Consider the following 12,148-nt stretch of genomic DNA (forward strand, 5'->3'; position numbering starts at 1 on the left):
ATGGACGACGCGGCGGCAGCCCGGCTGCCGCGGGACCTCAGCGGCCGCGCAGCTTCCGGTAGCGACTGACCAGGGACTTCGTCGATGCGTCGAGACCTTCGACGTCCGCACCGTCCGTCAGGGCGGGTTCGAGCCGCTTGGCGAGGACCTTGCCCAGCTCCACGCCCCACTGGTCGAAGCTGTTGATGTTCCACACCGCGCCCTGCACGAAGACCTTGTGCTCGTACAGCGCGACGAGTTGGCCCAGCACGGACGGGGACAGCTCCGAGGCGAGGATCGTGGTCGAGGGGCGGTTGCCGGGGAAGGTGCGGTGCGGCACCTGGGCTTCGGGGACACCTTCCGCCCGTACCTCCTCGGCGGTCTTGCCGAAGGCGAGTGCCTGGCCCTGTGCGAAGAGGTTCGCCATCAACAGGTCGTGCTGTCCGGCCAGTTCGCCCAGGCCGGGAGCAGGGCGGGCGAAGCCGATGAGGTCGGCGGGGATCATCCTGGTGCCCTGGTGCAGCAGTTGGTAGTAGGCGTGCTGACCGTTGGTGCCGGGTGTGCCCCAGACGACGGGCCCCGTCTGCCAGTTGACGGGGCGTCCCTCACGGTCGGTGGACTTGCCGTCGGACTCCATGTCCAACTGCTGCAGGTAGGCGGTGAACTGGGAGAAGTAGTGGCTGTAGGGCAGCACGGCGTGCGACTGCGCGTCGAAGAAGTTGCCGTACCAGACGCCCAACAGACCCATGATCATGGGGGCGTTGAGCTCGGCGGGTGCTTCGTGGAAGTGCTCGTCGACGAGGTGGAAGCCCGCCAGCATCTCGTTGAAGTTGTCGGGGCCGATGGCGATCATGAGGCTGAGCCCGATGGCCGAGTCGTACGAGTAACGGCCGCCGACCCAGTCCCAGAACTCGAACATGTTGTCCGTGTCGATGCCGAACTCGGAGACCTTCTCGGCGTTCGTCGAGACCGCCACGAAGTGCTTGGCCACCGCCTCCTGGGCGCCGCCCAGTCCGTCCACCAGCCATGTGCGCGCGGCAGTCGCGTTGGTGATGGTCTCGATGGTGGTGAAGGTCTTCGAGGCGACGACGAACAGCGTCTCGGCCGGGTCGAGGTCACGGACGGCCTCGTGCAGATCGGAACCGTCGACGTTGGAGACGAAGCGGAAGTCCATGTCCCGGCGCGTGTACGGGCGCAGCGCCTCGTACGCCATCTTCGGGCCGAGGTCGGAACCGCCGATCCCGATGTTCACGACCGTCTTGATCCGCTTGCCGGTGTGCCCCGTCCAGTGACCGTCCCGCACCTTGGTGGAGAAGAGGGCCATCCTGCCGAGCACCGCGTGCACCTTGGGTACGACGTTCTCGCCGTCGGTCGTCACTGCCGCGGAGACCGGCGTGCGCAGCGCGGTGTGCAGGACGGGGCGGTCCTCCGTGATGTTGATGCGCTCACCGCTGAACATGGCGTCCCGCAACTGGGCCACCCCCGTCGCGGCGGCCAACTCGCCCAGCAGCCGCAGCGTGTCGTCGGTGACCAGGTGCTTGGAGAAGTCCAGGTGCAGGTCCCCCACCTGAAGTCCGTACCGCTCGGCGCGCCGCTCGTCGTCGGCGAAGAGACCGCGCAGGTGTGTCTCGCCGAACTCCTCGCGGTGCTTGGCCAGCGCGTGCCATTCGGGCAGCTGATCGAGCCGGGTGCGGCCTGCTGCGTTCATCTGCGATCTTCACCGTTCTCTAGGTCTTCTGGTGCGAACCCCGCCGCGCACCAACCTAGATGACCGGCGGCCCGGCCGCGCGCACCGCCTGAGCGGTGGCGGCCGGGCCGCGGTGAAGAGACGTCGGCGACGGCGGTGCCCCCCACAGCCGTGACGGCGGGGGGCGACCGGTCGGTGTCGCCGGAGGCTTCTCGGGGCCTCTAGATCTCGCCTCGGAGCTTGGCCAGCGCCTCGGCCAGGATCGCCTCGCCGTCCTCGTCGCTGCGACGCTCGCGTACGTAGGCGAGATGGGTCTTGTACGGCTCCGTACGCGGCGGGTCCGGCGGGTTCTCCTCGTCCGTACCGGCCGGGAAGCCACAGCGCGGGCAGTCCCAGATGTCCGGAACCTGCGCGTCGCTGGCGAAGCTGGGCTGCGTCTCGTGTCCGTTCGAACACCAGAAGGAGATGCGAAGGCGAGGCGCGGACTCGCCCCGCTCAGCCTCCCCCATCGGCCCCGCTCCGACCCGGCTTCCCCGGATCGCGTTGCCACTTGCCACGGTCGTAACTCCCTGCCTCACGGTGCCGCGGAGATCGATGAGAAGCCCCGCTGCGGCGCCCCAGTGTACGTAGGGCCCAACGCGCGTCCAGTGACCGGAGTTACTGCGTCGGCTCCGGACGCGAGCCTCATGATAGGCCGGGTTCGGCGACTTGCGGCAGCTCTTGCAAGGCCGGAGGTGCCGCCTCCCGGCGCCGTGGTGAAGCGGGGGCCAGGTCACCCGCCGTTCGCCGCGGTCAGGTCTGGAACTTCATGAGCAACCCGAGCACGACGATGATGGCGAACCAGATCAGCCCGATCACCACTGTGAGCCGGTCGAGGTTGCGCTCGGCGACGGACGAGCCGCCGACGGACGACTGCATGCCTCCGCCGAACATGTCGGAGAGGCCGCCGCCCTTCCCCTTGTGCATCAGAACCAGCAGCACCATCAGGCCGCTGAAGACGAGGAGGGCGATAGAGAACCCCATGATCACGGCTGGACCAACTCTCTCGGACTGTACGGAAGACTGAATGTGTCGGAGGCCGGGCGCAGGCCCGGCCCCCGACAGGGTACGACGGGTGGTGGCCCGCCGTCATGCGCCTGCTCGGGGCCGGCAACACCGTGCGGCAGTGCGCCCCCGGGGGTCACTGGTCGCGGAATCGCACGATCTTGACGAACTCCTCGGCGTCCAGCGCGGCACCGCCCACGAGAGCACCGTCGATGTCGGGCTGCGCCATGATCTGCGCGACGTTGCCGGACTTGACCGAGCCGCCGTACTGGATGCGGACCGCGTCGGCCACTTCCTGGCTGTACAGCTCGGCGAGGCGGGCGCGGATGGCACCGCAGACCTCCTGGGCGTCCTCCGCCCCGCAGGTCTTGCCCGTGCCGATGGCCCACACCGGCTCGTACGCGATCACGATCGTCGCGGCCTGCTCTGCGGGCAGGTCCTTCAGACCGCCGTCGACCTGGGCGAGGGTGTGCGCGACGTGGTTGCCCTCCTCGCGCACGGCGAGCTCCTCGCCGACGCAGAGGATCGGCGTCAGGTCGTGCTGGAAGGCCGCCTTCACCTTGGCATTGACCAGGACCTCGTCCTCGCAGTGGTACTGGCGGCGCTCCGAGTGGCCCACGGTGACATAGCTGCAGTGCAGCTTCGCCAGCATCGGGGCGGAGACCTCGCCGGTGTACGCGCCGGAGGCGTGCGCCGAGACGTCCTGCGCCCCGTACTTGATCTTCAGCTTGTCGCCGTCGATCAGGGTCTGGACGGAGCGCAGGTCCGTGAAGGGCGGCAGGACCGCGACCTCGACGGCCGCGAGATCCTTGTCCGTCAGGGCGAAGGCGAGCTTCTGGACATGGGCGATGGCCTCGAGGTGGTTGAGGTTCATCTTCCAGTTGCCCGCCATCAGCGGGGTGCGGGTCGTCACGTCGAACTTCCTCCGTTGTTCGCTCCGCCGCGGCAGCGGCTGATGTCAAGGTCGCCGGTACGGCGCACGGCTGCGTACGTCGTCGCCGGAAGGGGCCTCACGGCCGCGAGTACGCCGGTCACGAGGCATCGAGGGCCGCGAGGCCCGGCAGCGTCTTTCCTTCGAGGTATTCGAGGCTGGCGCCGCCGCCGGTCGAGATGTGGCCGAAGGCGTTCTCGTCGAAGCCGAGCAGCCGGACGGCGGCGGCGCTGTCACCACCGCCGACGACGGTGAAGGACTCGCTGTCCAGCAGCCCCTGCGCGACGGCCCTGGTCCCCTCCGCGTAGTCGGGGTGCTCGAAGACGCCCATGGGGCCGTTCCAGAAGACGGTGGCGGGGTCGGCGAGCTTCGAGGCGTAGAGCCTGCGGCTGTCCGGGCCGATGTCCAGCCCCATGAGACCCGGCGGGATCGCGTCAGCGGTGACGGAGATGGGCGCGGCCGGCGACTTGGTCTTCAGGTCCGGAAAGCTCTCCGCCACCAGCACGTCGACGGGCAGCACGAACTCCACGCCCAGCTTCTCGGCCCGCTCCAGATAGCCCTTCACCGCGGGGATCTGGTCCTCCTGCAGCAGCGACGTGCCGATCTCGTGGCCCTGTGCCTTCAGGAAGGTGTAGGCCATTCCGCCGCCGATCAGGATGCGGTCGGCCTTCTCGAGCAGGTGCTCGATGACCCCCAGCTTGTCGGAGACCTTCGCACCGCCGAGTACGACCGCGTACGGACGCTTGACGTCCTCGGTGAGCTTCTTCAGCACACCGACCTCGGTGGCGATCAGACCGCCCGCGGCGTGCGGGAGACGCGCGGGAAGGTCGTACACCGACGCGTGCTTGCGGTGCACGGCGCCGAATCCGTCACCGACGTACAGATCGGCCAACTGAGCGAGTTCGTCGGCGAAGGTGCCGCGCTCGGCGTCGTCCTTGCTGGTCTCCCCTGCGTTGAAGCGGAGGTTCTCCAGCAGCGCGACGTCTCCGTCGGCGCTCCCGGCGACCTTGGACGCGGCGTCCTGCCCGACGGTGTCGGACGCGAAGGCGACGTCCTTTCCGAGGAGCTCACCGAGCCGCTTCGCGACCGGCGCCAGAGAGAACTGCGGGTCGGGCGCCCCCTTGGGGCGGCCCAGGTGCGAGGCGACGACGACGCGGGCACCCGCGTCGGCCAGCTTGCGGACGGTGGGGACGGCGGCGCGGATACGGCCGTCGTCGGTGATGCGATCCCCGTCGAGCGGGACGTTCAGATCGGCGCGGACGAAGACCCGCTTGCCGGCCACGCCCTCGTCGATGAGTTCGTCGAGCGTCTTCATTACTTGCTTGACTCCTTGGACGTAAGGCCCTGAGCGGACCCTCACGGGGTTCCTTCACGGATCACTCATGGATCAGGGCTCGCCGGACGCGTCCGCGCCCCGCGAGCCCTGCCACGGTGTGCCATGTGCCGGCGCTGCGCCTGTGAGGCAGCGGTCAGAGCTTGTCGCCTACGAAGGTCGTCAGGTCGACGAGCCGGTTGGAGTAGCCCCACTCGTTGTCGTACCAGCCGACGATCTTGGCCTGCTTGCCCTGGACCATCGTCAACGACGAGTCGAAGGTGCAGGATGCGGGCCAGTTGACGATGTCCGAGGAGACGATCGGGTCCTCGGTGTACTCCAGGATGCCCTTGAGCTGACCCTCGGCGGCCTTCTGGAACGCCGCGTTGATCTCGTCCTTGCTCACCTCGCGGTCCAGCTCGAGGACGAGGTCGGTGACGGAGCCCGTCGGGACGGGGACGCGCATGGCGATGCCGTCCAGCTTGCCCTTGAGCTGCGGCAGGACGAGAGCGGTGGCCTTGGCGGCGCCGGTCGAGGTCGGAATGATGTTCTCGGCGGCGGCGCGGGCGCGGCGCAGGTCCTTGTGCGGGAAGTCCAGGATGCGCTGGTCGTTGGTGTAGGCGTGGACGGTCGTCATCATGCCCTTGACCAGGCCGAAGTTCTCGTCGATGACCTTCGCCATCGGCGCGACACAGTTGGTCGTGCAGGAGGCGTTGGAGATGACGTGGTGCTTCCCGGTGTCGTACGCGTCCTCGTTGACGCCCATGACGATGGTGATGTCCTCCTCCTTGGCCGGAGCCGAGATGAGGACCTTCTTCGCACCGGCGGCCAGGTGCTTGGCCGCGTCGTCCCGCTTGGTGAAGATGCCGGTGGACTCCACGACGACGTCGGCGCCGAGCTCGCCCCAGGGCAGCTGGGCCGGGTCACGCTCCGCCATCGTCTTGAAGGTCTGGTTGCCCACCGTGATCGTGTCGTCGGTGTGGCTGACCTCCTGCTTGAGGCGGCCCAGGATGGTGTCGTACTTCAGCAGGTGCACCAGGGTCGCGTTGTCGGTCAGGTCGTTGACACCGACGATCTCGATGTCCGCGCCCTGCTCGAGCAGCGCCCGGAAGTAGTTGCGCCCGATGCGGCCGAAGCCGTTGATGCCTACGCGGATCGTCACGAACCGATCTCCTCGTTGGTACGCCGGTACGGACACCGGCAAAAGCTGTATGGGATGTCCCCGACCGCTTCCGACCCTACCGCGCTCCACTCGTTACGGTGACATCGGCCACCTGGGGGCGACGGGCCGGGAAAGCGCGTGTACGGAGCGGGCCGGTCAGCCGACCATCTCTTCGGTGAGGCTGGTCTCCGTGCCCGGAATGCCGAGATCCTGCGCCCGCTTGTCGGCCATCGCCAGCAGTCTGCGGATACGGCCGGCGACCGCGTCCTTCGTCAGCGGCGGGTCGGCGAGTGCGCCCAACTCCTCCAGCGACGCCTGCTTGTGATCCATCCTCAGACGGCCGGCTGCGGCGAGGTGCTCGGGCACCTCGTCGGCGAGGATCTCCAGCGCCCGCTGCACCCGCGCACCCGCGGCGACCGCCGCACGCGCCGAGCGGCGCAGATTGGCGTCGTCGAAGTTGGCGAGGCGGTTGGCGGTGGCACGGACCTCGCGGCGCATCCGCCGCTCCTCCCACGCCAGGACCGATTCGTGAGCACCCAGACGCGTCAACAGCGCGCCGATCGCGTCACCGTCCCGGACGACGACTCTGTCGACGCCCCTGACCTCGCGGGCCTTCGCCGCGATCTGCAGCCGCCGCGCGGCGCCCACCAGCGCCAGAGCCGCCTCCGGCCCCGGGCAGGTGACCTCCAGGGAGGAGCTGCGCCCCGGCTCGGTCAGCGATCCGTGCGCGAGGAACGCGCCACGCCAGGCGGCCTCCGCATCACAGGTCGCCCCCGAGACCACCTGTGGAGGCAGGCCGCGGATGGGGCGGCCCCGGCTGTCGACCAGCCCCGTCTGACGCGCGAGCTGATCACCGCCGGCGACGACCCGTACGACGTACCGACTGCCGCGTCGCAGCCCGCCGGGCGCCATCACCACCAAGTCGGACGCGTGCCCGAAGATCTCCAGAATGTCCTTGCGCAGCCGCCGGGCCGCAATGCCCGTGTCGAGCTCCGCCTCGATCACGATCCGCCCGCTCACCAGGTGCAGGCCGCCCGCGAAGCGCAGGATCGACGAGACCTCGGATTTCCGGCAGCAGGTCCGGGTGACGGGGAGTCGGGAGATCTCGTCCTTCACCGCAGCCGTCATCGCCATGGGCCGATCCTTCCGTGCATACGAAAAATACGGTCATACGCGGCGGCCAGCAGCTCCGGATCGTGCCTGGCGGCACTCCCGCCCGGACCTTCGCCCGGAAAGGCACCTCCGGCCGCCGCGACCGGCGACAGCTGAGCCGTCGCTCCCAGCCGCTCGGCGGCCCTGTGCAGGGAATCCTGATCGGGGACGGCGTCCTCGTCGGCCAGCACCACGTCGAAGGCGAGTTTAGGGGCGTGTCGGGCCAAAACCTCCAAATGACGCTGCGGGGAGAAGCCCTCAGTTTCTCCGGGCTGGGGTGCGAGGTTGAGTGAAAGCACCCTGCGGGCCTTGGTGACCGTCAGCGCATCCAGCAGATCGGGCACCAGCAGATGGGGGATCACGGACGAGAACCACGAGCCGGGCCCGAGCACCACCCAGTCCGCGTCGAGCACCGCCTTGACCGCCTCCGTGACGGCCGGCGGGTCGTGCGGAACGAGGTGGACCTGCTGGACCTCGCCCCTGGTCAGCGCCACCGTGGCCTGCCCGCGGACCGTCGACAGCTCCTCTGGACGCTCGGGGTCGTGGCCCCGTACGAGCGCCTGCAGCTCCAGAGGCACGGCCGACATCGGCAGCACCCTCCCGTGTGCCCCGAGCAGCTTGCCCACCAGGTCGAGTGCCTGGACGTGATCGCCGAGCTGCTCCCAAAGGGCGACGATCAGCAGATTGCCCACGGCGTGTCCGTGGAGATCGCCGCGGCTGACGAACCTGTGCTGGACGACCTCGGCCCATGTCCGGCCCCAGTCGTCGTCGCCGCACAGCGCCGCGAGGGCCTTGCGCAGGTCTCCGGGGGGCAGCACCCCCAGCTCGTCGCGCAGCCGGCCGCTGGAGCCGCCGTCGTCGGCGACGGTGACCACTGCGGTGAGGTCTCCGGTGATGCGGCGCAGCGCCGTGAGCGAGGCGGACAGCCCCGCGCCGCCGCCGAGCGCCACCACCTTCGGCTGTGTGCCGCGCTGGCCGGCACGCGTGGTGACCAGACGCCGCAGCCGGATGGTCCTACGAGGCATTCGCTCTTCTCACGTCCTCATTCACGTCCCATGTCGCGGTGGACCACGACGGTCTCGACGCCGGCGCCCGAGAGCCTGCGGGCCAGCTTCTCCGACACCGCGACACTGCGGTGCTTCCCGCCCGTACAGCCGACTGCGATGGTGACGTACCGCTTGCCCTCGCGGCGGTACCCCGCGGCGATGAGCTGGAGCAGCTCGGCGTAGCGGTCGAGGAACTCCTTGGCGCCGGGCTGGTTGAAGACGTAGTTCGAGACCTCTTCGGTCGTGCCGTTGAACGGGCGCAGCTCCGGGACCCAGTGCGGGTTGGGCAGGAAGCGGCAGTCGGCGACGAGATCGGCGTCAACCGGAAGCCCGTACTTGTACCCGAAAGACATCACCGTGGCGCGTAGTTCGGGCTCTTCGTCGCCCGCGAACTGCGCGTCGAGCTTGGCGCGCAGCTCGTGCACGTTCAGACCGGAGGTGTCGATGACGAGGTCGGCGTCGCCGCGCAGCTCTCTCAGGAGGTCACGCTCGGCGTCGATGCCGTCGACGATGCGGCCGTCGCCCTGGAGCGGGTGCGGGCGGCGCACCGACTCGAACCGGCGCACCAGTGCCTCGTCGCTGGCCTCGAGATAGACGATGCGGCGCTTGACCCGCCGATCGGCGAGGTCCGCCAGCGACTCCTTGAGGTTGTCGAAGAAGCGCCTGCCTCGGACGTCGACCACCACGGCGATACGGGCGACGTTGCCCTGCGAGCGGGCTCCGAGGTCGACCATCGTGGGGATCAGGGCGGGCGGCAGGTTGTCGACCACGAACCAGCCGAGGTCCTCGAGACACTTGGCGGCCGTGCTGCGGCCCGCGCCGGACATCCCGGAGATGATCACCAGTTCGGGGATCACCGCCTCCTCGGCCTCCGCGGTGGTGCCCGTACCCAACTGCGCTCCGTCTCCCTGCTCCGCCTGTGCGGCGTCTCTGTGCTGTGCTGCCTGTTCCTTGCTCATGTCATCGGCCCCCCGGTCGTCGCGGCTCACTCTTCTTCAACGATCTCACCGGTCGCGGTGTTCACCGTCCGCGCGGAAGACTTCGTGACGAGAGCGGCGGCGACGGTCTCCGCCGTCTTGCGGCCGACACCGGGGACTTCGCAGATCTCCTCGATCGTCGCCGCCCGGAGGCGCTTGAGAGAGCCGAAGTGCTTGATCAAGGCCTGTTTGCGCGAGGCACCGAGGCCGGGAACGGCGTCGAGGGGACTCGCCTTCAGTGCCTTCGAACGCTTGCTGCGCTGATATCTGATCGCGAAACGGTGTGCCTCGTCGCGGACGCGCTGGAGCAGATACAGGCCCTCGCTCGTACGGGGCAGGACGACCGGGTCCGCCTCCTCCGGCAGCCAGACCTCTTCGAGGCGCTTGGCCAGACCGCAGACGGCGACGTCGTCGATGCCGAGCTCGTCCATCGCGCTGCGGGCGGCAGCCACCTGCGGCTTGCCTCCGTCGACGACGATGAGCTGCGGAGGGTAGGCGAACTTCTTGGGCCGGCCGTCCTCGTCGCGGGAGCCCGGGCCGCCGTTCGTGCCGTCCTCCGGCTCTTCGGCGGGCTCGGGGCCCTCGCCGTCCGCCGTCTCCGGGTCGGCGCTCCCCCACTCGCCGGTGCGGCGCTTCTCCTGGAGGTACCGGCGGAAGCGGCGGCTGATGACCTCGTGCATGGAGCGCACGTCGTCCTGGCCTTCGACCGTCTTGATCTGGAAGCGGCGGTACTCGCTCTTCCGGGCAAGGCCGTCCTCGAAGACGACCATGGACGCGACCACGTCGTCGCCCTGGAAGTGGGAGATGTCGAAGCACTCGATGCGCAGCGGGGCGGAATCGAGTTCGAGCGCCTCGGCGATCTCCTCCAGGGCGCGCGAGCGGGTCGTCAGGTCGGAGGCGCGCTTGGTCTTGTGCAGGACGAGCGCCTGCTGGGCGTTGCGCCGGACCGTCTCCATGAGGGCGCGCTTGTCCCCGCGCTGGGGCACGCGCAGGCTGACCGCGCTCCCGCGGCGCTCGCTGAGCCACTGGGCGACGGGCTGGGCGTCCCCGTCCTCCGTGCCCGGGGAGGGCTCGGGCAGGGCGGGGACCAGGACCTCCTTGGGCACGGAGTCGCCGCGCTCCTCGCCGTAGAGCTGCTGGAGCGCGTGCTCGACCAGCTCGGGGGTGCCGATCTCCTCGACCTTGTCGGTGACCCAGCCGCGCTGGCCCCGCACACGGCCGCCACGCACATGGAAGATCTGGACCGCCGCTTCCAGTTCGTCCTCGGCGAGGGCGATCAGGTCGGCGTCGGTGCCGTCGGTGAGCACGACGGCGTTCTTCTCCATCGCACGCTTCAAGGCGTCCATGTCGTCGCGCAGGCGCGCCGCCTTCTCGTACTCCATGTCCTCGGCGGCCTCGTTCATCTCCCGCTCGAGCCGGCGGAGGTAGGAGCCGGTGTGCCCGGCGACGAAGTCGCAGAACTCCTCGGCGAGTTCGCGGTGCTCCTCTGCGGTGACGCGGCCGACGCACGGCGCCGAGCACTTGCCGATGTAACCCAGCAGGCAGGGGCGGCCGATCTGGGCGGAGCGTTTGAAGACGCCGGCGGAGCAGGTGCGCACGGGGAAGGCGCGCAGCATCAGGTCGACGGTCTCGCGGATGGCCCAGGCGTGGGCGTACGGGCCGAAATAGCGCACGCCCTTCTTCTTCGGACCGCGCATGACCTGGACGCGGGGATACTCCTCGTTGAGCGTGACCGCGAGGGACGGGTAGCTCTTGTCATCGCGGTACTTGACGTTGAACCGGGGATCGAACTCCTTGATCCAGGAGTACTCGAGCTGCAGCGCTTCGACCTCGGTGGAGACCACCGTCCACTCGACGGAGGCCGCCGTGGTGACCATGGTGCGGGTGCGCACGTGCAGGCCGGACAAGTCCTGGAAGTAGTTCGCGAGCCGCTGACGGAGACTCTTGGCCTTGCCGACGTAGATCACCCGGCGGTGCTCGTCACGGAACCGGTAGACCCCCGGGGAGTCGGGGATCTCGCCCGGTTCGGGGCGGTAGCTGGAGGGGTCGGCCATGACGGACACCCTACGTCCGGGGACCGACATCACCCTCAGCTACCGCCTCGTCAGGTCACCAGCCGCGCTCGCGCCACTCCTGGAGGTGAGGCCGCTCGGCGCCCAGGGTCGTGTCGCCTCCGTGGCCGGGGTAGACCCATGTCTCGTCCGGGAGTTGGGCGAACAGCTTCTTCTCGACGTCCTGGAGCAGACTCGCGAACGCCTCAGGGTCGTCATGGGTGTTACCGACGCCGCCCGGGAAGAGGCAGTCCCCGGTGAAGAGATGCGGATGCCCGTGCGGGTCGTCGTAGACGAGGGCGATCGAGCCCGGCGTGTGCCCGACGAGGTGCCGGGCTGTCAGCTCGATCTCGCCGACCCGCACGGTGCCGCCGTCATCCACCAGTACGTCCGTGGGCACGGGGATGCCCTCGGCGTCGAAGCGGCCCGCCTCGGTGCGCGCACGCGTCGCCTCGACGACGGGTGCCAGGGCCTGCCAGTGGTCGCCGTGCTGGTGGGTCGTGACGACGGACTCGATGCCGTCGGCGCCGATCAGCTCCAGCAGGGTCTCCGGCTCGTTGGCCGCATCGATCAGCAGCTGCTTGCCGGTCTTCCGGCATCGCAGCAGGTAGGCGTTGTTGTTCATGGGGCCGACAGCGACCTTGGAGATGATCAGGTCGGTCAGCTCGTGTACGTCCGCAGGTCCCCCGACCTGCACCTCTCCGGTGTAAGCCATGGCGACACCCTAGGCCCTGCCCGGCGGGTACGGGCCAGGCCGTCCCGCCTGGCCCGTACCGCAGCGGCACCCGGAGGCGGATCCGCCCTCGT

Annotated in this window: 11 protein-coding genes; all 11 read right to left on the minus strand. The window is 69.3% G+C overall.

Annotation, left to right across the window (positions count from 1 at the left end; genetic code table 11):
* Positions 1–37: 37 nt before the first annotated feature.
* Positions 38–1,687 carry a glucose-6-phosphate isomerase gene (gene pgi, locus H5J26_RS09645; RefSeq protein WP_181765338.1) on the minus strand — a complete coding sequence of 550 codons (1,650 nt, stop codon included), beginning with the start codon at positions 1,685–1,687 and terminating at the stop codon, positions 38–40.
* A 200-nt stretch (positions 1,688–1,887) separates the two neighbouring features.
* The gene (locus tag H5J26_RS09650; protein WP_181765339.1) at positions 1,888–2,223 is read right to left on the minus strand and encodes an RNA polymerase-binding protein RbpA; all 336 of its coding nucleotides are present in this window, start codon (positions 2,221–2,223) and stop codon (positions 1,888–1,890) included.
* 235 nt (positions 2,224–2,458) lie between these two features.
* Entirely contained in the window at positions 2,459–2,689 is a 231-nt protein-coding gene (gene secG, locus H5J26_RS09655; protein ID WP_181765340.1) for a preprotein translocase subunit SecG, read from the minus strand.
* Positions 2,690–2,846: 157 nt separating this feature from the next.
* Positions 2,847–3,623 carry a triose-phosphate isomerase gene (tpiA, locus tag H5J26_RS09660; RefSeq protein ID WP_181765341.1) on the minus strand — a complete coding sequence of 259 codons (777 nt, stop codon included), beginning with the start codon at positions 3,621–3,623 and terminating at the stop codon, positions 2,847–2,849.
* A 118-nt stretch (positions 3,624–3,741) separates the two neighbouring features.
* Positions 3,742–4,956 (minus strand): phosphoglycerate kinase, encoded by a 1,215-nt coding sequence (locus tag H5J26_RS09665; RefSeq protein WP_181765342.1) that lies wholly within the window; start codon positions 4,954–4,956, stop codon positions 3,742–3,744.
* Between the two features lie 154 nt (positions 4,957–5,110).
* A complete protein-coding gene (gene gap / locus H5J26_RS09670) occupies positions 5,111–6,115 on the minus strand; it encodes a type I glyceraldehyde-3-phosphate dehydrogenase (protein WP_181765343.1) in 1,005 nt (334 codons plus the stop codon).
* Between the two features lie 156 nt (positions 6,116–6,271).
* Positions 6,272–7,249 carry a DNA-binding protein WhiA gene (gene whiA, locus H5J26_RS09675; RefSeq protein ID WP_181765344.1) on the minus strand — a complete coding sequence of 326 codons (978 nt, stop codon included), beginning with the start codon at positions 7,247–7,249 and terminating at the stop codon, positions 6,272–6,274.
* The gene (locus H5J26_RS09680) at positions 7,240–8,292 is read right to left on the minus strand and encodes a gluconeogenesis factor YvcK family protein (protein WP_181765345.1); all 1,053 of its coding nucleotides are present in this window, start codon (positions 8,290–8,292) and stop codon (positions 7,240–7,242) included. The genes whiA and H5J26_RS09680 overlap by 10 nt, the downstream gene beginning before the upstream one ends.
* 17 nt (positions 8,293–8,309) lie before the next feature.
* Positions 8,310–9,272 (minus strand): RNase adapter RapZ, encoded by a 963-nt coding sequence (gene rapZ, locus H5J26_RS09685; protein WP_181765346.1) that lies wholly within the window; start codon positions 9,270–9,272, stop codon positions 8,310–8,312.
* A 26-nt stretch (positions 9,273–9,298) separates the two neighbouring features.
* Positions 9,299–11,344 carry an excinuclease ABC subunit UvrC gene (gene uvrC / locus H5J26_RS09690; protein WP_181765347.1) on the minus strand — a complete coding sequence of 682 codons (2,046 nt, stop codon included), beginning with the start codon at positions 11,342–11,344 and terminating at the stop codon, positions 9,299–9,301.
* A 55-nt stretch (positions 11,345–11,399) separates the two neighbouring features.
* On the minus strand, positions 11,400–12,056 hold the full coding sequence (locus H5J26_RS09695) for an MBL fold metallo-hydrolase (RefSeq protein ID WP_181765348.1): 657 nt from the start codon (positions 12,054–12,056) through the stop codon (positions 11,400–11,402).
* Positions 12,057–12,148: the final 92 nt, after the last annotated feature.

This window comes from Streptomyces albidus (ex Kaewkla and Franco 2022), assembly GCF_013870515.1.
In the GTDB taxonomy this organism is placed as follows: domain Bacteria; phylum Actinomycetota; class Actinomycetes; order Streptomycetales; family Streptomycetaceae; genus Streptomyces; species Streptomyces albidus.

Coding starts and splice junctions, on each gene's coding strand:
- pgi (WP_181765338.1), bottom strand. CDS start 1,687: ATGAACGCAGCAGGCCGCACCCGGCTCGATCAGCTGCCCGAATGGCAC.
- secG (WP_181765340.1), bottom strand. CDS start 2,689: ATGGGGTTCTCTATCGCCCTCCTCGTCTTCAGCGGCCTGATGGTGCTG.
- H5J26_RS09665 (WP_181765342.1), bottom strand. CDS start 4,956: ATGAAGACGCTCGACGAACTCATCGACGAGGGCGTGGCCGGCAAGCGG.
- whiA (WP_181765344.1), bottom strand. CDS start 7,249: ATGGCGATGACGGCTGCGGTGAAGGACGAGATCTCCCGACTCCCCGTC.
- H5J26_RS09680 (WP_181765345.1), bottom strand. CDS start 8,292: ATGCCTCGTAGGACCATCCGGCTGCGGCGTCTGGTCACCACGCGTGCC.
- rapZ (WP_181765346.1), bottom strand. CDS start 9,272: ATGAGCAAGGAACAGGCAGCACAGCACAGAGACGCCGCACAGGCGGAG.
- uvrC (WP_181765347.1), bottom strand. CDS start 11,344: ATGGCCGACCCCTCCAGCTACCGCCCCGAACCGGGCGAGATCCCCGAC.
- H5J26_RS09695 (WP_181765348.1), bottom strand. CDS start 12,056: ATGGCTTACACCGGAGAGGTGCAGGTCGGGGGACCTGCGGACGTACAC.